The organism is Paraburkholderia sp. BR10882, from assembly GCF_040948855.1.
In the GTDB taxonomy this organism is placed as follows: domain Bacteria; phylum Pseudomonadota; class Gammaproteobacteria; order Burkholderiales; family Burkholderiaceae; genus Paraburkholderia; species Paraburkholderia nodosa_A.
Genome location: NZ_JBFPKP010000011.1, coordinates 138,578 through 160,462 on the forward strand (window position 1 = coordinate 138,578; position 21,885 = coordinate 160,462).

Genomic DNA, 21,885 nt, shown 5'->3' on the forward strand with positions numbered 1-21,885 from the left:
ATGCCAGGGTCATCACCCCTTCTGCAACAACGCCTTCAAACTCGCCAGCCGGTCCTTCGGCGTCATCGGCGCTTCTTCGGCGGTCGGCGGCGGCGCGTCGTCGAGGCCCATCTCCGGAATGAAGCGCGACGCCTCGCACACCACCGTCTCGCGCGCCCGCTTGCGCTTCTTGCACCAGTTCAGATGCAGGCTGCGCTGCGCCCGCGTGATCGCCACGTACATGAGGCGCCGCTCTTCCTCGATGCGTCCTTCGTCGATCACATCGTCTTCCGAGCCGCCGCGGTGCGGCATGATCCCCTCTTCCACGCCAACCAGGAACACGTGCGGATACTCCAGTCCCTTCGACGCATGCACGGTCGAAAGCCGCACGGCGTCCGGGTCCTCTTCCTTGCCTTCGAGCATCGACATCAGCGCGACGGTTTGAATCAGCCCCATGAGGTTCTTGCCGGTGTCGGCGAGACCGTCGGCGTTGTCATATCCGGTGGCTTCGCTGTCTTCGCCGATCTCCTGCTCGGGCTTGGTGCCCTTGCGCTTGAGCCACTCGAGGAATTCGAGCACGTTCTGCCACTTCGACTGCGCCTGGCGCTCGTCGAAGGCGTCGTAGAGATACGCCTCATAGTGAATCGCATCCATGAGGTCGTCGAGCACGACCGTCGCCGGGTCCTTCTGCGCGCGCTCGGCGAGGCGCTGCATGAAATCGCAGAACACGCGCATCGGCTCGACCTGGCGCGCCGAAAGCCGCGCCTCGATACCGCCCATGTACACGGCCTCGAACAGCGACACCTTCGCCTGCCCCGCGAACGAACCAAGCGCTTCGAGCGTGGTGTTGCCCACGCCGCGGCGCGGCGTGGTGATCGCGCGGATGAACGCGGGATCGTCGTCGTGGTTGGCGATCAGACGCAGGTAGGCGCAGATGTCCTTGATCTCGGCCTTGTCGAAGAACGACTGGCCGCCCGAGAGCACGTAGGGAATGCGCTCGCGACGCAGCACCTGTTCGAAGATGCGCGCCTGGAAATTGCCGCGATACAGAATCGCGTAATCGCGAAACTGTGCACGGCGCTCGAACTTGTGCGCCGAAAGCCGGAACACGACCGACTCGGCTTCGTGCTCTTCGTCGTTGCAGGGCGTGACGGTGATGGTGTCGCCCATGCCGTGCTCGGACCACAGCTTCTTCTCGAACAGCTTCGGATTGTTCGCGATGACGTTGTTCGCGGCCGTGAGAATGCGCACCGTCGAGCGGTAATTCTGCTCGAGCTTGATGACGTGCAGCTTCGGAAAGTCCTTGCCGAGCTGCGCGAGATTTTCGAGCGTGGCGCCGCGCCAGCCGTAGATGGCCTGGTCGTCGTCGCCCACGGCCGTAAACGCCGCGCGCGGGCCCGCCAGCAGTTTCAGCAGTTCGTACTGGCAGGCGTTGGTGTCCTGGTATTCGTCGACCAGCAGGTAGCGCAGCTTGTTCTGCCAGCGATCGCGCACCTGCTCGTTCTTCGCGAACAGCTCGGCAGGCAGGCGGATCAGGTCGTCGAAGTCCACCGCCTGATACGCGTGCAACGTCGCCATGTAGTTGCGATAGACGATGGCCGCCTGGTGCTCGTCCTCGTTCGAGGCCGTGGCCAGCGCCTGCTCGGGCATCACGAGTCCGTTCTTCCAGAGCGAGACGATCGACTGGATCTTGCGGATGAAGCCTTTGTCCGTCGAGCCCACCTGCTCCTGGATCATGGCGAAGCAGTCGTCGGCGTCCATGATCGAGAACTGGGGCTTCAGGCCCAGGTGCTCCGCCTCCTGGCGCAGGATCTGCACGCCGAGCGAGTGGAACGTGCAGACCGTCAGCTGGTTGGTCGGCACCTTGCGGCCTTCCTTGCCGGGCGTGGTGAGCGTCTTGCCTTCGAGCAGCTTGCCCACGCGCTCGCGCATTTCGGCGGCGGCCTTGTTGGTGAAGGTGACGGCGGCGATATGGCGCGGCTCGAAGCCTTTCGCTTCGATGAGGTGCGCGATCTTCTGCGTGATGACACGCGTCTTGCCGCTGCCCGCGCCGGCGAGCACGAGACAGGGACCGTCGAGATAGCGCACCGCTTCGTTTTGGGCGGAATTGAGGCCTGCGGACATCGTTGCTGGATTGGAAAAACGGGTGGTACGGCTGGGAGGCGTGCGAACGGGGCGCGTAGCCTTTCGTGACGCCGCACGGCGCGAGGCGTGCGTACGTCGCAGCGGCCTCTCACGCGGGAGGTGCGATGTTAACACGGTACAGCGATACGCCGATGGCGCCCCCGATGTTCCTCTTTCCACAGCTCACCCGTCCCTCGCCTCGCTCCGCACGCTCTACGCGCCGTGCCACAATAACGGGCTCCCGCCACCCGCACTCGCTGGAAAGAGGAAGCGCTCAATGACTGCACCGCAACCGCTGCAAATCGGCCTGATGGGCTACGGCTTCGCCGGCCAGACTTTCCACGCCCCCGTGATCGCGCATAGCGGCGCCGCGCAGCTCGCCGCCATCGCCACGAGCCAGGCCGAACGCGCCCAGGCCGATTACCCCGACGCCGCGATCGTGCCCGACCTCGACACGCTGCTCTCGATCGACGCCATCGAATGCGTCGTGATCGCCACGCCCAACGACACGCACTACGACCTCGCGCGCCGCACGCTCGAGCGCGGCAAACACGTGCTGGTCGACAAGCCGGTCACGCTCACTTCCGAGGAAGCGCGCACGCTCGCGGCCATCGCGAAGCAGCGCGGCCTCGTGTTCGCACCGTTCCACAACCGCCGCTGGGACGGCGATTTCCTCACCGTGCGCGAGCTGATCGAGCGCGGCGAACTCGGGCGCATCACGCACTACGAATCGCACTTTGACCGCTTCCGCCCGCAAGTGAAGCAGCGCTGGCGCGAAGACGCCACGCGCGGCGGCGGCCTGCTCTACGATCTCGGCCCGCATCTGATCGACCAGACGCTCGCGCTCTTCGGCGCACCCGAGTCGATCACCGCATTCGTTCACACGCGCCGCGAAAACGCGAGCGCGCCGGATTACGCGCACCTCGTGCTGCGCTACCCGCACCACGACGCGGTGCTGCACGCCAGCGCGCTCGCCGCGTACGCGCCGCGCTTCGCGATTCATGGCACGCGCGGCAGCTATCTGAAGAACGGGCTCGACACTCAGGAAGATCAGCTCAAGGACGGCCTGCGCCCCGGTCAGGCCGGCTTCGGCGCGGGCAATGAGACGGGCCGCCTGCACGTGCTGCGCGACGACAGCCAGGAGGCCGATCTCGAAGTGCCCAACGCTGCGGGCAACTACGCCGATCTGTACCGCGCGCTTGCGGCGGCGATCCGCGAAGACAAGCCGTTCCCGGTGAGCCCGCAGGACGCCATCGACGTCATGACGCTCATCGAACTCGCCATGCAAAGCGCGAAGGACGGCCGCACGCTGGCGTTCGTGCGCCAGTCCTGAGCGCACCGGCGCGCGCTTTCGGCTGCGACGTCGACCTTGCATGGCGCCGACGCCGCTGAAAGGTCCATACAAATGGTTACATCTGGTTGCCGCGGTGGGGTCATCACGCGGCAATCGCCAGACGTTTGTGGACATGCAAGACCCAAAAAAGCAACGACAAGCCAAGGAGAGTCTGAATGACCCGCTACATCCACGCTCTACGCCTGATCGCCGCCGGCGCGCTCGTTTCGACCCTCGCCGCGTGCGTGGTCAACCAGCCGGCGCACCACGCCGCTGCACCGCCGCCGCCCGGCCCGAATCCCCACGAAGTCGCCGTCGATCGCCTGCATCAGGTCGACAGCCGCATCGACAACCTGGGCCATCGCATCGATATGCGCGTGAGCCAGGGCTACTACCCGCCGCCCCAAGGCGGCGCGCTCCATCACCGCCTCGACACGATCCGCGGCGAAGCTCACGACATGGCCGCGCAGCACGGCGGCGGCATCTCGCCCGACGAGCAACACGTTCTGAACGAGGAACTCGACACGGCCGCTCGTGCCATCGGCGAGTAAGCGCCACACGCATTGGCCTGTCGGCACGGACCGCGCGCTCGCGGCTCGTGCCGACCCATCTGCCCACCCGAACCGCCCCCGTTTTTCTCCGGCGCGATGCATGGCGCGTTATTCATCTGCGCAAGCCAATGCCAGCAAGGCTCACGCCCCTTTGCTGGCGCCGCGCGCAGAATTTTTCCGCATTGACATAGCCCCGAGGCGTCGCGCACAATCGCTGCGCGCGCCGGGAGAGCGCGCCGTTTGCCTTAGCTTGCTTTCGCAAGTGCAACCGGCGCCGCCGAAGGGGCAACCCACAAACTCTCAGGCAAAAGGACCGTGCGCGCCGGACCGCTGATTCGCTGCCTTTGCGCTTTTTGCGCGAGATGACGCGAAGCGGCACACAGTCCGCAACTCTGGAGAGCGGCAGTAGAACCGGCGGCGGCGGATCGTAACCCCCACGCGTTCAGGCTGCCCACCGAAGGGGCGCGCGCCAACTGCAACAGGGCGCAATCTCTCAGGTACCGAGGACAGAGGGGCCATGCAAGAACCGACCACGGGCATCGTGCCTGCGGCGCTTCCTGCATGGCCTTTTTCGTTTTCGCGCGAATTTTCGCGACCGCCTGAGGCCCCATGACCGAACTCAAACGCACCCCGCTGAACGACACGCACCGCGCGCTGAATGCCCGCATGGTCGACTTCGGCGGCTGGGACATGCCCGTCAACTACGGCTCGCAGATCGACGAGCATCGCGCCGTGCGCACCGACGCCGGCATGTTCGACGTCTCGCACATGTGCGTCGTCGACTTTTCGGGCCCGAAGACGCGCGAGTTCTTCTCCCGCGCGCTCGCCAACAACGTCGCCAAGCTCACCACGCCGGGCCGCGCACTCTACTCGTGCATGCTGAACCCCGAAGGCGGCGTGATCGACGACCTGATCGTCTACTTCTTCGCCGACGACCAGTTCCGCACCGTCGTCAACGCCGGCACAGCCGAAAAAGACATCGCCTGGTTCGAGAAGCTCAACGCCGAAGGCGGCTTCGGCCTCACCATCACGCCGCGCCGCGATCTCGCGATCGTCGCCGTGCAGGGCCCGAACGCGCGCGAAAAGGTCTGGCAGGTCGCGCCCTCGTCGCGCAGCGCCACCGAAGTTCTCAAACCCTTCAACGCCGCGAAGATCGAAGCCACGCCGTTCGGCGAGCTGATGATCGCGCGCACGGGCTACACCGGCGAAGACGGCTTCGAAATCGTGGTGCCCGCCGCCGCCGTTTGCGAACTCTGGGACGCCCTGCAGCGCCAGGGCGTGAAGCCCTGCGGCCTCGGCGCGCGTGACACGCTGCGCCTCGAAGCGGGCATGAACCTCTACGGCCAGGACATGGACGACGGCGTCTCGCCGCTCGACGCCGGCCTCGCCTGGACCGTCGACATGAAGGAGCCGCGCGACTTCGTCGGCCGCGGCGCGCTGGAGGCGAACGGTTCGCGTTCGGCCTTCGTCGGCCTGATCCTGCAGAAGGAAAACGGCAAGGCCGGCGGCGTGCTGCGCGCGCACCAGAAAGTGCTCACGCCGCACGGCGCGGGCGAGATCACGAGCGGCACGTTCTCGCCGAGCATGCAGGAATCGATCGCCTTCGCGCGCGTGCCGCAGGGCGTGCAGCCGGGCGATGTCGTGCAGGTGCAGATCCGTGACAAAGCCCTTCCCGCAAGCGTGGTAAAACTGCCGTTCGTGCGCAACGGCAAGGTGCTCGCCGCCTGATCCGCGAGGATCCTGCCAGCGCGCACGCCCTCCCCCTTTCGAGCAACAAAAACCGAACCACGCACTGGAGCAACCATGAGCATCCCGGCCGAACTGAAATACACCGAATCGCACGAGTGGATCCGCACCGAAGCCGACGGCACGCTGACTATCGGCATCACCGACCACGCGCAGGAAGCGCTCGGCGACATCGTCTTCCTCGAACTGCCTGAAGCGGGCCGTGCCGTCACGGCCGGCGACGCCGTTGCCGTGATCGAGTCGGTCAAGGCCGCCTCGGACATCTACGCGCCGGTCGCAGGCGAAATCATCGAAGCGAACACGTCGCTCGTCGACACGCCCGACCAGGTGAACGGCGCGCCGTACGAGTCGTGGCTCTTCAAGATCAAGCCCGCCGCCGACGCCAAGCTCGACTCGCTGATCGACGCCGCCGCCTACGAAAAGGCGATCGGCGCGTAAATCGCAACCTTGCCTTAACCGCCATGGCGCGGCGGCGCGCTCAGAACGCCGCCCGCGCCCGCAGGAATCCCTATGAAGCTCGAACACCCGGATCGTCTGATGAACTCCCCGCTCTCGCTTGCTGCACTTGAAGCGCACGACGCTTTCGCCGCCCGCCACATCGGCCCCGACACGGCCGACCAGCAGGCGATGCTCGACGCGCTCGGCTTCGCCTCGCGCGCCGCGCTGATCGATGCGGTGATTCCGGCGAAGATCCGCCGCAACGAGACGCTGCCGCTCGGGCCGTTCTCGCAGCCGCGCTCGGAAGCCGAGGCGCTCGCCGCCCTGCGCGCGCTCGCGGACAAGAACCAGGTGTTCCGCTCCTATATCGGGCAGGGCTACTACGACACGCACACGCCGGCCGTCATCCTGCGCAACGTGCTCGAAAACCCGGCGTGGTACACCGCGTACACGCCGTACCAGCCGGAAATCTCGCAGGGCCGCCTCGAAGCCCTCTTGAACTTCCAGCAGATGATCACCGACCTGACCGGCCTCGCGATCTCGAACGCGTCGCTGCTCGACGAAGCCACTGCCGCCGCCGAAGCCATGACGCTCGTGCAGCGCGTGGGCAAGTCGAAGTCGAACGTGTTCTTCGTCGCCGACGACGTGCTGGCGCAGACCATCGAAGTCGTGAAAACGCGCGCCAAGCCGATCGGCATCGAGGTAAAGGTCGGTCCGGCCGCTGAAGCAGTCAATGCAGGTGCCTTCGGCGTGCTGCTGCAATATCCGGGCGTGAACGGCGACGTGCGCGACTACCGCGCGCTCGCACAAGCCGTGCACGCAGCCGGCGGCGCGGTGATCGCCGCCGCCGATCTGCTTGCACTCACCGTCCTCACGCCGCCGGGCGAATGGGGCGCGGACGTGGCCGTGGGCAACTCGCAGCGCTTTGGCGTGCCGATGGGCTTCGGCGGCCCGCACGCCGCCTACCTCGCGGTGAAGGACGAATTCAAGCGCCAGATGCCGGGCCGTCTCGTCGGCGTGACCATCGACGCGCAAGGCAACCCGGCGCTGCGCCTCGCGCTGCAAACACGCGAACAGCACATCCGCCGCGAAAAAGCGACGTCGAACGTCTGCACGGCACAGGCGCTGCTCGCGATCATGGCGAGCATGTACGCCGTCTACCACGGCCCGCAAGGCTTGAAGCGCATCGCGCAACGCGTGAACCGCGTCGCCGCGATCCTCGCCGCGGGCGCGAAGCAACTGGGCTACACGCTCGTGAACGAAGCGTTCTTCGACACGCTCACGTTCGAAGCCGGCCCGCGCACCCAGGCGCTCCACGACGCGGCCCTCGCGCGCGGCATGAACCTGCGCCACGTGAGCGAGACGAGTGTGGGCGTGTCCGTCGACGAAACCACCTCGCGCGCCGATCTGGCCGACCTGCTCGCCGTGTTCGCGCAAGCCGCGTTCGCCGGCGAAGCGCCGTCGGTCGACAAGCTCGACGCCGAACTCACGCAAGCCGCCGCGTTGACCTTCCCGGCCGCGCTGGTGCGCGAAAGCGCGTACCTCACGCATCCGGTGTTCAATCGTCACCATTCGGAAACGGAAATGCTGCGTTACCTGCGCAGCCTCTCCGACAAGGACCTCGCGCTCGACCGCTCGATGATCCCGCTCGGCTCGTGCACGATGAAGCTCAACGCGACCTCGGAAATGCTGCCGGTGACGTGGCCCGAGTTCGGCCGCATCCACCCGTTCGCGCCTGCGGAGCAAACGGTTGGCTATCGCGAGATGGTCGATCAGCTCGAACAGATGCTCGTGGCCGCAACGGGCTACGCCGCCGTTTCGCTGCAGCCGAACGCAGGCTCGCAGGGCGAATACGCGGGCCTGCTCATCATCCAGGCGTACCACGCCTCGCGCGGCGAAGCGCATCGCAACGTCTGCCTGATTCCCGCTTCGGCGCACGGCACGAACCCCGCATCGGCGCAGATGGCCGGCATGCAGGTGGTCGTGGTCGCGTGCGACGCGCAAGGCAACATCGATCTCGCCGACCTCAAGGCCAAGGCCGAACAGCACGCGGCCAAGCTCGCGGCGATCATGATCACGTACCCGTCCACGCACGGCGTGTTCGAAGAGAACGTGCGGGAAGTCTGCGAGATCGTGCATGCGGCGGGCGGCCAGGTGTACGTGGACGGCGCGAACATGAACGCGATGGTGGGTCTGGCGGCGCCGGGCCAGTTCGGCGGCGACGTCTCGCACCTGAACCTGCACAAGACCTTCTGCATTCCGCACGGCGGCGGCGGCCCGGGCGTCGGTCCGGTGGCGGTGGGCGCGCACCTCGCGCAGTTCCTGCCGAACCAGCTTTCGTCGGGCTACAAGCGCTCGACCGATAAGGGTCACGGCATCGGCGCGGTGAGCGCGGCGCCTTACGGCTCGGCCTCGATCCTGCCGATCTCGTGGATGTACATCGCCATGATGGGCGCGGCCAACCTGACCGCTGCGACCGAAAACGCGATCCTCAACGCCAACTACGTGGCGAACAAGCTCGCGCCGCACTTCCCGGTGCTCTACAGCGGCCCGGGCGGGCTCGTCGCGCACGAGTGCATTCTCGACCTGCGCCCCATCAAGGATGCAAGCGGCATCACCGTGGACGACGTGGCCAAGCGCCTGATGGACTACGGCTTCCACGCCCCGACCATGAGCTTCCCGGTGCCGGGCACGCTGATGGTCGAGCCGACCGAGTCGGAGTCGAAGGAGGAGCTCGACCGCTTCATCGACGCGATGGTTGCCATCCGCGAGGAAATCCGCGCCGTGGAAGACGGCCGCGCGGACAAGGAAGACAATCCGCTGCGTCACGCGCCGCACACGGCCGCCGTGGTGGTCGCCGACGACTGGAAGCACGCCTACTCGCGCGAGCAGGCCGCCTACCCGGTCGCATCGCTCGTCGCGCGCAAGTACTGGCCGCCGGTCGGCCGCGCCGACAACGCTTACGGCGACCGCAACCTGTTCTGCTCGTGCGTGCCGCTTAGCGAATATGCGGGCGAACATGCAGACGAAACCGCCGGCGAATAAGCCCTTGTGAAGCCGCCGCGTGACCTTCGGCTCACGCGGCGGCGGTCATCCCTCTCACATTTGCCGCCGCAAACCGCTAACATCACACACCTGTCAGCCTTGAATCAGGGAGTCGCGCATGGCGCGGAAGGTGCGAATGGTTCCATTGCGGAACTCGGTGCGGGACTTGCCGCATGCCGCAACGCGGAATTCGGTCCGGCAGGCCCGGCACGCGCGCGGTGCGCTGTTACGCCGCCCGCAGCGCCTTGCCGCTGCGCTGGCGCTTGCCTGCGCCACCTTCACCGCGACCTTCGCCGGTGCGGCCCATGCGGCCATGAACTTCTGCGCGGCCCCCGCGCTGCAATCGAGCGAGCGCACCAACTCCGATCCGGGCGTGAAGGCGCTCGTGGCCGAGGTGCTGACGCACGTGAACGACACGCCGCGCCCGCTGCCGCGCCTGCACACCGAGGGCACGCTGCCGCACGAGGGCATCTACGACCAGAGCGTCGAGGCGGCGAAGGAACTCGACCTCATGCGCAACGCCGCGCTCGCGTGGCGCGCGACGAGCGACGAGCGCTTCCTGAAGCTCGTGGACCGCTTTCTGCTCGCCTGGGTCACCACGTACAAGCCGAGCTTCAATCCCATCGACGAAACGCGTTTCGAGGGGCTGATACTCGCCTACGACATGACCGCGAGCGCGCTGCCCGTGAAAACGCGCAACGCGACCATGCAGTTCCTGAACAGCTTCGCGACCGGCTATATCGCGCAGATCGACGCGCAGCCGCGCCCGCTCAAGGGAAATTTTGCGAACAACTGGCAGAGCCATCGGGTCAAACTGATAGCGATGATCGCGTTCACGCTCGACAACCGCAAGATGATCGCGACGGCGCAGCGGCTCTTCGTCGAGCATCTCGGCGACAACGTCGCGCCCGACGGCTCGACACTCGACTTCTCCGAGCGCGATGCACTGCACTACGTGACCTACGATTTGCAGCCGCTCGTGACCGCCGCGCTCGCCGCGCGCCGCCACAACCGCAACTGGCTGACCGAACGCGCGGCCAACGGCGCGACGCTCGCGGGCGCGCTCGACTGGCTCACGCCGTATGCGCTCGGCCAGTGGGACCCCAAAAACGCCGCCGAACTGTTTCACCTCGCGGCGCGACTCGACGGCCGCTTTGCACCAGTCGCGCTGAAACTCGCGCCCACGCCGCCCGCGTGGCTCGCCGTCTGTCTGCCGTTGCCGGCGCGGTAAAACGCGCGCGGGATGCGGCGGCGGCACGGGAAATAACGATGCCGCCGAACGCGCCGCATCCCTACAAACCAACGTCAGACAAGCAGGAGCAGTACCCATGGCAGTAAGCGTTTTCGATCTCTTCAAAGTCGGCATCGGGCCCTCCAGCTCGCACACGGTCGGGCCGATGCGCGCAGCGCTGATGTTCGCCGAAGGACTCGAGCGCGACGGTCTGCTTGCGAGCACGGCCGCCGTGAAGGTCGAGCTGTACGGCTCGCTCGGCGCCACCGGCAAGGGCCACGGCACTGACCGCGGCGTCATGCTGGGCCTCATGGGCGACGCGCCCGACACCGTCGATCCCGACACCATCAGCGAGCGCCTCGAAGCCGTGCGCACCTCGCGCCAGCTCGCGCTGCTCGGCCGCCATCCCATTGCGTTCGTTCCGAAGGAGCACGTGGCGTTCTATCGCCAGGCGCTGCCCGAGCACCCGAACGGCATGAAGCTGCGCGCGCTCGATGCGAACGGCGACACGCTGCGCGAAAGCACGTATCTGTCGGTAGGCGGGGGCTTCGTCGTCACGGCCGGCGCGCCGAACACGAAGGTGCTCGCGGCGGCCCAGCAATTGCCGAATCCGTTCACCACGGGCGCGGAGATGCTCGCGCTGTGCGCCTCGACGGGCAAGAGCATCGCGCAGTTGATGCTCGAAAACGAGCGCGTCTGGCACAGCGACGAGCAGATCCGCTCAGGTCTCCTGCACATCTGGAACGTGATGCAGTCGTGCGTATCGCGCGGTTGCGGCATCAACAATCCCGACGCCGACGGCACGCTGCCCGGCCCCTTCGCCGTGAAGCGCCGTGCGCCGCAGCTTCATCGCGCGCTGACCAGCAACCCCGAGCGCGCGCTGCAAGATCCGCTCTCGATGATCGACTGGATCAACCTGTACGCCATCGCCGTGAACGAGGAAAACGCCGCGGGCGGGCGCGTCGTGACTGCGCCGACCAACGGCGCAGCGGGCATCATCCCCGCCGTGCTGCACTACTACGTGCGCTTCACGCCGGGCGCGAACGAACAGGGCGTGATCGACTTCCTGCTCACCGCGGCCGCCATCGGCATTCTCTACAAGCTCAACGCGTCGATTTCGGGCGCCGAAGTGGGCTGCCAGGGCGAAGTGGGCGTGGCCTGCTCGATGGCCGCCGGCGCGCTCGCCGCGGTGCTGGGCGGCACGCCGCTGCAGGTCGAAAACGCCGCCGAAATCGGCATGGAGCACAACCTCGGCCTCACCTGCGACCCCGTGGGCGGCATGGTGCAGATTCCCTGCATCGAACGCAACGCCATGGCCTCGGTGAAAGCCGTGAACGCCGCGCGCATGGCGCTGCGCGGCGACGGCGCCCATTACGTCTCGCTCGACTCGGTGATCAAGACGATGCGCGAGACCGGCGCCGACATGAAGACGAAGTACAAGGAGACCTCGCGCGGCGGCCTCGCGGTGAACATCGTCGAGTGCTGATTCGCTGAAGCGCTGTCGCCTTGCCTGAAGCATCCGAACGTAATCACGTAACGATTGAAGGAGACTTGACCGCCATGCAGCAGCCGAACGCATCCGCCACCACCGAAGCCACTACCACCGGGGCTCGCCTCGTCGTCGATGCGCTCGTCGCCAATGGCGTCGAGCGCGTGTTCTGCGTACCGGGCGAGAGCTATCTTGCGGTGCTCGATTCGTTGTCCGACGAAACCGCAAAGATCGAAACCGTGGTGTGCCGTCACGAGGCAGCGGCGGCGAACATGGCGGAAGCGATCGGCAAGCTCACGGGCAGGCCCGGCATCGCGCTCGTCACGCGCGGGCCGGGCGCCACGCACGCCTCGATTGGCGTGCACACGGCGTTTCAGGACTCCACGCCGATGATCCTCCTGATCGGCCAGGTCGCCCGCGAGCAGATGGACCGCGAGGCGTTCCAGGAAATCGACTATCGACGCATGTTCGGCCAGATGGCGAAGTGGGTCGCGCAGATCGACGACGCGCGCCGCGTGCCCGAATACCTGAGCCACGCGTTCCATGTCGCGATGTCGGGACGGCCGGGTCCGGTCGTGCTCGCGCTGCCCGAAGACATGCTGAGCGGCGCGATTCCCGCGTCCGAAGCGCAGCCCATCGCGCCGAGCGCGCAGCGCGTGCAGGCGTCGCCTTCCGCTGCGCAGATGGAGCGCGTGCGCGAACTGCTCGCGGGCGCGAAAAAGCCGTTCGTGATCGCGGGCGGCCATGGCTGGAACCCGCAGGCTTGTGCGGACTTCCAGCGCTTCGTCGAGAACTGGCAATTGCCCGTCGGCCTCGCGTTCCGCTTTCAGGACACGCTCAACAACGATCACCCGAACTACGCGGGCGACGTGGGCCTCGGCATCAATCCGGCACTCGCGAAGCGCATCCGCGAAGCCGACGTGCTGCTCGCACTCGGTCCGCGTCTGGGCGAATCGACGACGGGCGGCTACACGCTCTTCGACATTCCCAAAACGAAGCAAACGCTCATCCACGTGCATCAGGGCGCGGAGGAGCTCGGCCGTGTCTATGCAGCCGATCTGCCAATCGTTTCGGGCCTCGCGGAATTCGCGGCGCTGCTCGCAACCCTCCCGGCGCCCGCTCAACCCGCGTGGGCCGGCAGCGCCGCGGAAGCACACGAGGCGTGGCACGCATGGCGCAAGCCGCTGCCGATGCCCGGCGACGTGCAGCTCGGCGAAGTCATGCAGCAACTGCGCGCGCGCCTGCCCGACGATGCGATCGTCACGAACGGCGCGGGCAATTACGCAACGTGGCTGCATCGCCATTTCGCGTATCGCCACTTCCGCTCGCAACTTGCACCCACGAGCGGCGCGATGGGCTACGGCGTGCCCGCCGCGATCGCCGCGAAGTCGCAATACCCCTCGCGCACCGTGGTTGCGCTCGCGGGCGACGGCTGCTTCATGATGGCCTCTTCGGAACTCGCCACGGCGGTGCAGTACGGCCTGAATGTCGTGTTCATCGTCGTGAACAACGCGCACTACGGCACGATCCGCATGCATCAGGAGCGCCACTATCCGAACCGCGTGCACGGCACGCAACTCACGAACCCCGACTTCGCGGCGTTTGCGCAGTCGTTCGGCGCGCACGGCGAAGTCGTCACGACCACGGCGCAATTCGCCCCCGCGCTCGAGCGTGCCCTCACGGCAGGCAAGCCCGCGCTGATCGAGATCCGTGTGACGAAGGAAGCGAGCACGCCTGCGGCCACGCTCGAACAGATTCGCGAAGCGGGCAAGAAAATGCGCGGAGAATGACTGAAAAGAAATCCTGAACAAGCTCACCTGTCGCGCTGGACGAGCAGCAGTGAGCGCACAAACAAAAGCCCCGCAGATCTTTCGATTCTGCGGGGCTTTTTACTTCAGCTAAAGCTCAGGCGCTTACTTGCCGCCCACGCTTTGCAGCGTCGTCCACTTGCCGTCGACGACCTTGTACAGCGTGATGCCGCCGTTCTTCAGGTCGCCGCGCGTGTCGTACGCGAGGTCCGACGTCGTGACTGCCGGCATGCTGGTCTTCGCGAGGAACGGCAGGTACTTCGCCGGATCCGTCGAGTTGGCCTTCTTCATCGCGTCGAACATCGCCATGGCGCCGTCGTAGGCGTACGGCGAGTACGTCTGCACGTCTTCGCCGAAGCGCTTCTTGTACTTCGTGACGTAGTCCTTGCCACCCGGCATCTGGTCGAGCGGCAGGCCGGCGAGCGACGCCACCGTGCCGTTCGCCGCGTCACCCGCGATCTGCAGGAAGGTCGGCGTGTGCACCATTTCGCCGCCCATCAGCGGGGCCTTGATGCCCAGCGACTTCATCTGCTTGACCATCGGTGCCGCTTGCGAATCCGCGCCGCCGAAGTAGACCAGGTCGGGGTTCATCGCCTTCGCCTTCGTCAAGACCGACTTGAAGTCGACGGCCTTGTCGTTGGTGTATTCACGGTCGATGATGTTGCCGCCGGCAGCCTTTGCAGCCTTCGAGAATTCGTCGGCGAGACCCTGGCCGTAGGCCGTGCGGTCGTCGATCACGACGATCTTCTTCAAGCCGAGGTTCTTCACTGCGAACGTGCCGGCGACCGAACCCTGCTGCGTGTCCGAGGTCATCATGCGGAACGTCGTCTTGAAGCCTTGTTGCGTGTACTCAGGCGCCGTCGCCATGGCGATCTGCGGGATGCCTGCGTTCGCGTAGATGCGCGAAGCCGGGATCGTCGTGCCCGAGTTGAAGTGACCGAGCATGCCCTTGATGCCGTCGTCGACGAGCTTCTGCGCGACCGTCGTGCCCGTGCGCGGGTCGGCCTGATCGTCGGCCGAGTCGAGCACGAAGTGAACCGGCTTGCCGCCGATCACGGGCTTCGTCGCGTTCATGTCTTCGACTGCGAGCGTGATGCCGTTCTGGAAGTCCTTGCCATAGTGCGCCTGCGCGCCCGTCATCGGACCGGCGAAACCGATCTTCACGTCTTCGGCTTGTTGTGCCTGCGCAGTCCCCGCCAGCGACAGGGCGGCAACAAGCGTTGCGCCTGCCAGCTGCTTCATCGTGTGTTGCATTGCTTCTCCTTGGTACCAGGTATCGAACGAGCGGCTTCGGATTTCAATGGACCTTGCCGCTTCCTTGTCTTGAGACGACCGACAGTATGGCTGGTGCTTAACCGATCGTCATCAAGTTTGCATTACCGCCCGCTGCTGCCGTATTCACGCTGACCGAACGTTCCGCGAGCAGTCGTTCGAGAGCGTAATCTTCATCGCCGTTGGCGAGCGCGTGCGCTGCCACGCCCTGCACCGAGACGATCGGGCCAGGACGTTTGGCCACTTCCTTCACGAGTGCGAGCAGCTCGTCGCTGTCGCCTTCGAAGAGGACCGCATCGAAGTCGGCATCCGCCGTCTTCTTGATCGCTACGTGCGCCTTCAGTGCCGCCGGCAACGCGCTCACCAGCGCTTCGCCTGCCGCGCCCTGGAACAGCGCGCGGTTGCCCGTTGCGAGCGCAACGGCGAGCTGTGCGCGGGCGCCCGTGGCCGTCGACGGCACGCACAGCACCGTGCCGCGCGCCGAAAGCGTGTAGGTGTTGCGCTCGCCCGTCGGGCCCGGCAGAACCGCCGTGGCGCCCGCGAGCACGTATTCGAGGTAGCCGTCGCAGCGTGCCGCGAGCGCGGGCTCGCGCTCGGCGATGAGCCAGTCGCGCAGCGTCGTGAGCGCAGCCTGTGCCGATTGCGGCGCGCCGTTGCCGTCAGCCGCTTGCGGCGCGTCGACGACGAGCACATCGGCGAGCGACTTCGGCAAACCGGCCGGACGCTTCGCGAGCAGACGCGACAGATACAGTGCGCCACCCGCCTTCGGACCCGTGCCCGAGAGACCTTCGCCGCCGAACGGCTGCACCCCCACCACCGCGCCGATCACGTTGCGGTTCACGTAGATGTTGCCCACGTGCGCGCGGCCGATCACGTGCGCGATCGTTTCGTCGATACGCGTGTGAATGCCGAGCGTGAGGCCGTAGCCCGTTGCGCGGATCTGCTCGAGCAGCTTGTCGAGCTGGCTGCGGCGATAGCGCACCACGTGCAGCACCGGGCCGAACACTTCGCGCTTGAGTTCGTCGAGGCTGTCGAGCTCGATGAGCGTAGGCGGCACGAATGTGCCTTGCGCGCAGGAGTCGGGCGTCGGCATCTGCTGGACCTTGCGGCCCTTTTCGCGCATGCCTGCCACGTGCGTATCGATACCGCGCTTCGCGTCGATGTCGATCACGGGGCCGACGTCGGTCGAGAGGCGGTCGGGATTGCCCACCGCGAGTTCCTTCATCGCGCCCGTGAGCATTTCGAGCGTGCGGTCGGCCACGTCGTCCTGCAGGCACAGCACGCGCAGCGCGGAACAACGCTGGCCGGCCGAGTCGAAGGCGCTTTGCAGCACGTCGGCCACGACCTGCTCCGCGAGTGCCGACGAATCGACGATCATCGCGTTCTGGCCGCCGGTTTCGGCGATCAGCGGAATCGGGCGGCCTTCGGAATCGAGGCGCTCGGACAGCGTCTTGTTGATGAGGCGCGCGACTTCGGTCGAGCCCGTGAACATCACGGCACGCGTGCGGTGATCGGCGACGAGCGCCGCGCCCACGGTTTCGCCGTTGCCCGGCAGCAGTTGCACCGCGCCCGCCGGCACGCCGGCTTCGCGCAGGATGCGCACGGCTTGCGCGGCGATCAGCGGCGTTTGTTCCGCGGGCTTCGCGAGCACCGTGTTGCCGGCTGCGAGCGCGGCGGCCACCTGGCCCATGAAGATCGCGAGCGGGAAGTTCCACGGGCTGATACATACCACCGGGCCGAGCGGACGGTGCGTGTCGTTCGAGAACTCTTCGCGGATCTGCGTGGAGTAGTAGCGCAGGAAGTCGATCGCTTCGCGGATTTCGGCCACGGCGTTCGGCAGCGACTTGCCCGCTTCACGCACGATCAGGCCCATCAGCGTATGCATTTGCGCTTCGAGCAGATCGGCGGCGCGTGCGAGGCAATCCGCGCGCGCTTCGACGGGCGTGGCCTGCCAGATCGGCGCGGCGGCCACGGCGTGCGAGAGCGCGGCGCTCACGTGCTCGCTCGTCGCTTCCGCTACGGTGCCGACGAGATCGCGATGATCGGCGGGGTTGCGCACGTCGCGTGCGGCGCTGTCTGCGATCTCGCTGTCGGCGAGCATCGGCGCGGCGCGCCACGGATGATGCGCGCTCGCCAGCAGCGCCGACGAGAGCGACGCGAGACGATGCTCGTTCGACAGATCGAGGCCCATCGAATTGAAACGCTCGTTGCCATACAGCTCGCGCGGCAGTGGAATCTTCGCGTGCGGCGCGCCGAGCGGCACGACCTTGGCGGCGTCGTCGATGGGGTTCGTGACCAGTTCGGCGACCGGCACGGAGGCATCGGCGATGCGGTTCACGAACGACGTGTTCGCGCCATTTTCGAGCAGACGCCGCACGAGATACGCGAGGAGCGTTTCATGCGTGCCGACCGGCGCGTAGACGCGGCACGGACGGTTGAGCTTGCCCTGCGAGAGCGGGCCCGTGACTTCTTCGTACAGCGGCTCGCCCATGCCGTGCAGGCACTGGAATTCGTACTGGCCGGGATAGTAGTTCTGGCCCGCGAGGTGATAGATCGCCGAGAGCGTGTACGCGTTGTGCGTGGCGAACTGCGGATACACGGCATCCGGCGCGCCGAGTAGCTTCTTCGCGCAGGCGAGGTAGGAGACATCCGTGTAAATCTTGCGCGTGTACACGGGATAGCCTTCGAGGCCGTCCACCTGGGCGCGCTTGATTTCCGTATCCCAGTACGCGCCCTTCACGAGGCGCACCATGATGCGGTGACGGCTGCGCCGCGCGAGATCGACGATGTAGTCGATCACGAACGGGCAGCGCTTCTGGTAAGCCTGCACCACGAAGCCGATGCCGTTCCAGCCCGCGAGTTCCGGATCGAAGCACAGCGCTTCGAGCAGGTCGAGCGAGAGTTCGAGGCGGTCGGCTTCTTCGGCGTCGATATTGAGGCCGATGTCATAGCGGCGAGCGAGCACGGCGAGTGCGCGCACGCGCGGCAGCAGCTCGCCCATCGTGCGTTCCTGCTGCGCGCGTGAGTAGCGCGGGTGCAGCGCAGAGAGCTTGATCGAGATGCCGGGGCCCTCGTAGATGCCGCGGCCGCCCGCGGCCTTGCCGATCGCGTGGATCGCCTGCTCGTACGATGCGTAGTAGCGCTGGGCATCGGCTTCCGTCGTCGCGGCTTCGCCGAGCATGTCGTACGAGTAGCGGAAACCGCGCGCTTCGAACTTGCGGCTGTTGGCCAGCGCCTCGGAGATGTTCTCGCCCGTGACGAACTGCTCGCCCATCAGGCGCATGGCCATATCCACGCCCTTGCGGATCAGCGGCTCGCCGCCCTTGCCGATCATGCGCGTGAGCGCCGACGACAGACCCGTCTCGCTGTTCGTCGTGACGAGCTTGCCGGTGATCATGAGGCCCCAGGTGGCGGCGTTCACGAACAGCGACGGCGCGTGGCCCACGTGCGATTTCCAGTCGCCCTTGCTGATCTTGTCGCGGATGAGCGCGTCGCGCGTCGCGCGATCGGGAATGCGCAGCAGCGCTTCGGCGAGGCACATCAGCGCCACGCCTTCCTGGCTCGACAGCGAAAACTCGTGGATCAGGCCTTCCACGCCGCCGCCGGTACCCTTCGCACGCAGCGTTTCGACGAGCTTCGTGGCGAGCTTCGTCACGTCGCCCGTGAGGTTGGCCGGCAGGCGCGCTTCACCGATCAGGAATGGCACGCACTCCGGCTCCGGACGGCGGTACGCCGCCGTGATGGCCGCGCGCAGCACCGACTGCGGTTGCACATTTTGCGCGAATTCGAGGAACGGGTGCGACGCCGCTTCGTCGTCGTCAGCGGTAGCACCTTCCGCGAGATCGGTCGCGCCGACATGACCATTGAGTTCGGGAGGCAGCTGGCCGTGCTCGATTTTCTCGAGGTAGGCAAAGATGGCTTGCTTGATGAGCCAGTGCGGCGTGCGCTCGAGCCGCGTGGCGGCGTCCTTGAGGCGCGAGCGGAGGAGATCGTCGACTTTGACGCCAAGTGTGGTGCTAGCCATGTTTCCTTCATATGCCGGCAGACCCGCACCGGCGGTGACCAAAAAGTTGGCGAATCGTAACCCTACCAATAAAAAGGTGCAACCACTCTCGCAAAATGGTTGCACCACGGTTGAGGCCTTGTGCAGCCTGGGTTTGCGGCCGATGACCGCCCACCGGGCCGCGCGGGTCGCATTCGGTATTTTCCCTGGCCCAGCAACACGCTGGACAACCCTAATCGATTCCGCGGCCGTGCCGTTATACAAACAGAGCGGGGTTGTTGATCACAAGAAAATGCGTAGGGACCAAAAAATGGAAAAGCTGCTGGTAATTGCAGGGATCTGGACGTTGTGCGCCACGTGCGCCGTGCTGTTCATGCGCGGCGCGACGGCGCCGGATGAACGCCGCATGAGTTTGAAGCGCGCGGCGCGCACTGATGCGGCCGATACGGTCGGCCAGTAAGGAAGAAACGGGAAGTTGATACCGGGTGGCCCCGCTGTTGCGGCAACGGGGCCATGGCGGCGGCTGTCCGCGGCTAGATATCGAGCGGATCGACTTCGAGATTCCAGCGCAGCACGCCGCGCAACGCGCGCAGCGCGGGCTGCCATGCGCGCAGCGTTGCCTGCAGCGCGGCACGCGACTGGCTTTCCACGAGCAGTTGCGCGCGATGCACGTTCATCACCTTCACGATGGTGAGCGGCACCGCGTCGTAGGCCATGACACGCTCGGCGCCCGGAATCGCGGTGAGCGCCTCCGCGGCCTGGGCGAGAAACGCCAGCGCCGCTTCCAGCGTGCGCCCTTCGGCGCGCAATAACGCCTGATAGACGAACGGCGGCAGGTGCGCGTCGCGCCGCTCCGCGACCTGCGTATTCGCAAACCCCACGTAGTCCTGACGCGCCAGCGCGTGATAGAGCGCGTGGCGCGGATAGCGCGTCTGCACGAGCACCTCGCCAGCCAGGCCGGCGCGCCCCGCCCGTCCGCTCACCTGCATCAACTGCGCGAACAGGCGCTCGCTCGCCCGGAAATCGTGCGAAAAGAGCGCATTGTCGGCGTTCAGCACGCCGACGAGCGACACGCGCTGGAAGTCGTGCCCCTTCGCGATCATTTGCGTGCCCACCAGGATGTCGACCTCGCCCGCGTGCACGTCGGAAAAGAGCGCCTGCGCGCTGCCCTTGCGGCGCGTGCTGTCGGCGTCGATGCGCAGCACCCGCGCGCCCGGCACCGCGCTCGCGAGCGCCTCCTCGATGCGCTGGGTGCCGCGCCCCATCGGCGCGATGTCGACGTTGCCGCACTCGGGGCACGAATGCGGAATGCGCGATTCCCAGCCGCAGTGATGGCAGCGCAGCGCGCGCTCGGGCTTGTGCAGCACGACGTACGCGCTGCAGCGCGGGCAGCCCGCCACCCAGCCGCAGGCGTCGCAAGCGAGCGTAGGCGCATAACCGCGACGGTTCAGGAACACGAGACTCTGCTCGCCGCGCTCGAGGCGCGCCTTCATCGCCGCGACCAGGGGCCCGGAGAGCCCTTCGAACGAAGCGCGGCCCCGCCGGCGCTCCTCTTCGAGATCGATCAGCTTGACGGTGGGCAGCACCGCGTCGGCAATTGCGCGGCGCGAGAGCGTGAGGCGCGTGTAGCGGCCCTGCTCGGCCTGCCACCAGCTTTCGAGCGACGGCGTGGCCGAGCCGAGCACGACCGGCACGCCCAGCTGCTTCGCACGCCATACCGCGAGGTCGCGCGCCGAGTAGCGCAGCCCTTCCTGCTGCTTGTAGGCGGGGTCGTGCTCCTCGTCGATCACGAGCATCGAGAGACGCGGCAGCGAGGCCAGCACCGCGAGCCGCGTGCCGAGCACGATGCGCGCGCGGCCCGTGTGTGCCGCGAGCCAGTTGCGGGCGCGCTCGCCTTCCGCGAGGCCGCTGTGAAGCGTGACGATGGCCTCGTCGGCGAGCGTGGCCGCGAAGCGCGTGCGAAACGCCGCCTCGAACTGCGGCGTGAGATTGATTTCCGGGACCAGCACGAGCGCCTGCGCGCCCAGGTCGCGCTCGAGCAGCGCCGCGAGCGCGCGCAGATAGACCTCGGTCTTGCCACTGCCCGTCACGCCGTGCAACAGGAAGGGCGCGAAGCCGCTCGCCGCGCCGATGGCTTCCACGGCTTCGGCCTGTTCGTCGCTCAGGCGCGGGACGTCCACCATGGCCGCAGTCTGCGGTGCGCTGTGGGCTGCACTTGCGGCCGCGCCGACCTCGACGGACTCGTGCTCGACCCAGCCGGCTTCGCACCAGGCTTCGAGCGTCGCAATCGCCTTCGGATGCAGCGCGCGGGCCGCGGCGGCGTCGAGTTCGCCGGCATCAACGAGCGCCTGCGCGAGACGGCGCAGCGCCTGGGCGCGCGCCGGCAACGCGTCGGGCAACTCGGCGCGCCCTTGCGGCGACAGACGGTAGCGCTCCTCGGGGGCGAGCATGCGCGCCCAGCGCGACGGATCGCGCAGCGCCTGTGGCAGCGCCGGCAACGCGACCTCGCCCAGGCCCCGCTGATAGTAGTCGGCGGCAAAGCCAGCCAGCGCGAGCCATTGCGCCGAAAGCGGCGGACAGGCGGCGCACACCGCGCTCACGTCGCGGAGCTTGTTCGCGGGCACGTCGCTGTGAGTGGTCACTTCGCAGATCAGGCCGACGACGTCGCGACGTCCGAACGGCACGCGCACGAGCATGCCGGGCTCCGGCGCGCTGTCGAGGCCATAGCGATAGTCGTAGAGCGCATCCAGTGGATGGTCCAGCGCCACGCGCACGTACTGCCCTGTCATGCCTCACTCCCAGGGAAGTTCCGTACGCCACCGCACAGACATGCAAACCTCAAGTAATACTTGAGATTTCGCGCTAA

The 21,885-nt window shown here is 66.8% G+C and carries 13 protein-coding genes and 2 riboswitches; of the genes, 9 read left to right on the forward strand and 4 right to left on the reverse strand.

What is annotated here, in order from left to right:
* Positions 1-12: 12 nt before the first annotated feature.
* A complete protein-coding gene (locus AB3X99_RS26005; protein WP_254319173.1) occupies positions 13-2,103 on the reverse strand; it encodes a UvrD-helicase domain-containing protein in 2,091 nt (696 codons plus the stop codon).
* Between the two features lie 277 nt (positions 2,104-2,380).
* On the opposite strand from AB3X99_RS26005, the gene AB3X99_RS26010 reads away from it, so the two are divergent.
* The 8 genes from AB3X99_RS26010 to AB3X99_RS26045 all read left to right on the forward strand — a co-directional run bounded on the left by AB3X99_RS26010 (position 2,381) and on the right by AB3X99_RS26045 (position 13,726).
* Positions 2,381-3,436: an oxidoreductase gene (locus tag AB3X99_RS26010; protein ID WP_368618544.1), complete on the forward strand. Its 1,056-nt coding sequence runs from the start codon at positions 2,381-2,383 to the stop codon at positions 3,434-3,436.
* 176 nt (positions 3,437-3,612) lie between these two features.
* Positions 3,613-3,987, forward strand: a complete 375-nt coding sequence (locus AB3X99_RS26015; RefSeq protein ID WP_368618545.1) for a hypothetical protein — start codon at positions 3,613-3,615, stop codon at positions 3,985-3,987.
* 214 nt (positions 3,988-4,201) lie between these two features.
* A riboswitch (glycine riboswitch) is annotated at positions 4,202-4,312 on the forward strand.
* Positions 4,313-4,369: 57 nt separating this feature from the next.
* A riboswitch (glycine riboswitch) is annotated at positions 4,370-4,507 on the forward strand.
* 89 nt (positions 4,508-4,596) lie between these two features.
* Positions 4,597-5,715 carry a glycine cleavage system aminomethyltransferase GcvT gene (gene gcvT, locus AB3X99_RS26020; RefSeq protein ID WP_342949175.1) on the forward strand — a complete coding sequence of 373 codons (1,119 nt, stop codon included), beginning with the start codon at positions 4,597-4,599 and terminating at the stop codon, positions 5,713-5,715.
* Between the two features lie 75 nt (positions 5,716-5,790).
* Complete coding sequence (gcvH, locus tag AB3X99_RS26025) at positions 5,791-6,171, forward strand: glycine cleavage system protein GcvH (RefSeq protein ID WP_069264425.1); 381 nt, start codon at positions 5,791-5,793, stop codon at positions 6,169-6,171.
* Between the two features lie 72 nt (positions 6,172-6,243).
* Positions 6,244-9,216 (forward strand): aminomethyl-transferring glycine dehydrogenase, encoded by a 2,973-nt coding sequence (gene gcvP / locus AB3X99_RS26030; protein WP_368618546.1) that lies wholly within the window; start codon positions 6,244-6,246, stop codon positions 9,214-9,216.
* Between the two features lie 313 nt (positions 9,217-9,529).
* Positions 9,530-10,447 (forward strand): alginate lyase family protein, encoded by a 918-nt coding sequence (locus AB3X99_RS26035; protein ID WP_368618586.1) that lies wholly within the window; start codon positions 9,530-9,532, stop codon positions 10,445-10,447.
* Between the two features lie 97 nt (positions 10,448-10,544).
* Positions 10,545-11,933: an L-serine ammonia-lyase gene (locus tag AB3X99_RS26040; RefSeq protein WP_069264429.1), complete on the forward strand. Its 1,389-nt coding sequence runs from the start codon at positions 10,545-10,547 to the stop codon at positions 11,931-11,933.
* 74 nt (positions 11,934-12,007) lie between these two features.
* A complete protein-coding gene (locus tag AB3X99_RS26045) occupies positions 12,008-13,726 on the forward strand; it encodes a thiamine pyrophosphate-binding protein (protein ID WP_368618547.1) in 1,719 nt (572 codons plus the stop codon).
* 123 nt (positions 13,727-13,849) lie between these two features.
* Here the strand turns inward: AB3X99_RS26045 and AB3X99_RS26050 are convergent, their stop codons facing one another.
* Together AB3X99_RS26050 and putA are read right to left on the reverse strand one after the other, a co-directional pair.
* A complete protein-coding gene (locus tag AB3X99_RS26050) occupies positions 13,850-14,998 on the reverse strand; it encodes a branched-chain amino acid ABC transporter substrate-binding protein (RefSeq protein WP_069264433.1) in 1,149 nt (382 codons plus the stop codon).
* A gap of 97 nt (positions 14,999-15,095) precedes the next feature.
* Entirely contained in the window at positions 15,096-19,040 is a 3,945-nt protein-coding gene (gene putA, locus AB3X99_RS26055; protein ID WP_069264435.1) for a trifunctional transcriptional regulator/proline dehydrogenase/L-glutamate gamma-semialdehyde dehydrogenase, read from the reverse strand.
* A 289-nt stretch (positions 19,041-19,329) separates the two neighbouring features.
* Between putA and AB3X99_RS26060 the strand changes: the two genes are divergently transcribed.
* Positions 19,330-19,479: a hypothetical protein gene (locus AB3X99_RS26060; protein ID WP_368603720.1), complete on the forward strand. Its 150-nt coding sequence runs from the start codon at positions 19,330-19,332 to the stop codon at positions 19,477-19,479.
* Positions 19,480-19,552: 73 nt separating this feature from the next.
* Here AB3X99_RS26060 and AB3X99_RS26065 read toward each other — a convergent pair whose 3' ends face one another.
* Positions 19,553-21,808 carry a primosomal protein N' gene (locus AB3X99_RS26065; protein ID WP_368618548.1) on the reverse strand — a complete coding sequence of 752 codons (2,256 nt, stop codon included), beginning with the start codon at positions 21,806-21,808 and terminating at the stop codon, positions 19,553-19,555.
* Between the last annotated feature and the right edge of the window lie 77 nt (positions 21,809-21,885).

Coding starts and splice junctions, on each gene's coding strand:
- putA (WP_069264435.1), bottom strand. CDS start 19,040: ATGGCTAGCACCACACTTGGCGTCAAAGTCGACGATCTCCTCCGCTCG.
- AB3X99_RS26060 (WP_368603720.1), top strand. CDS start 19,330: ATGGAAAAGCTGCTGGTAATTGCAGGGATCTGGACGTTGTGCGCCACG.
- AB3X99_RS26010 (WP_368618544.1), top strand. CDS start 2,381: ATGACTGCACCGCAACCGCTGCAAATCGGCCTGATGGGCTACGGCTTC.
- AB3X99_RS26015 (WP_368618545.1), top strand. CDS start 3,613: ATGACCCGCTACATCCACGCTCTACGCCTGATCGCCGCCGGCGCGCTC.
- AB3X99_RS26050 (WP_069264433.1), bottom strand. CDS start 14,998: ATGCAACACACGATGAAGCAGCTGGCAGGCGCAACGCTTGTTGCCGCC.
- AB3X99_RS26065 (WP_368618548.1), bottom strand. CDS start 21,808: ATGACAGGGCAGTACGTGCGCGTGGCGCTGGACCATCCACTGGATGCG.
- gcvH (WP_069264425.1), top strand. CDS start 5,791: ATGAGCATCCCGGCCGAACTGAAATACACCGAATCGCACGAGTGGATC.
- AB3X99_RS26035 (WP_368618586.1), top strand. CDS start 9,530: ATGAACTTCTGCGCGGCCCCCGCGCTGCAATCGAGCGAGCGCACCAAC.
- AB3X99_RS26005 (WP_254319173.1), bottom strand. CDS start 2,103: ATGTCCGCAGGCCTCAATTCCGCCCAAAACGAAGCGGTGCGCTATCTC.
- gcvT (WP_342949175.1), top strand. CDS start 4,597: ATGACCGAACTCAAACGCACCCCGCTGAACGACACGCACCGCGCGCTG.
- gcvP (WP_368618546.1), top strand. CDS start 6,244: ATGAAGCTCGAACACCCGGATCGTCTGATGAACTCCCCGCTCTCGCTT.
- AB3X99_RS26040 (WP_069264429.1), top strand. CDS start 10,545: ATGGCAGTAAGCGTTTTCGATCTCTTCAAAGTCGGCATCGGGCCCTCC.
- AB3X99_RS26045 (WP_368618547.1), top strand. CDS start 12,008: ATGCAGCAGCCGAACGCATCCGCCACCACCGAAGCCACTACCACCGGG.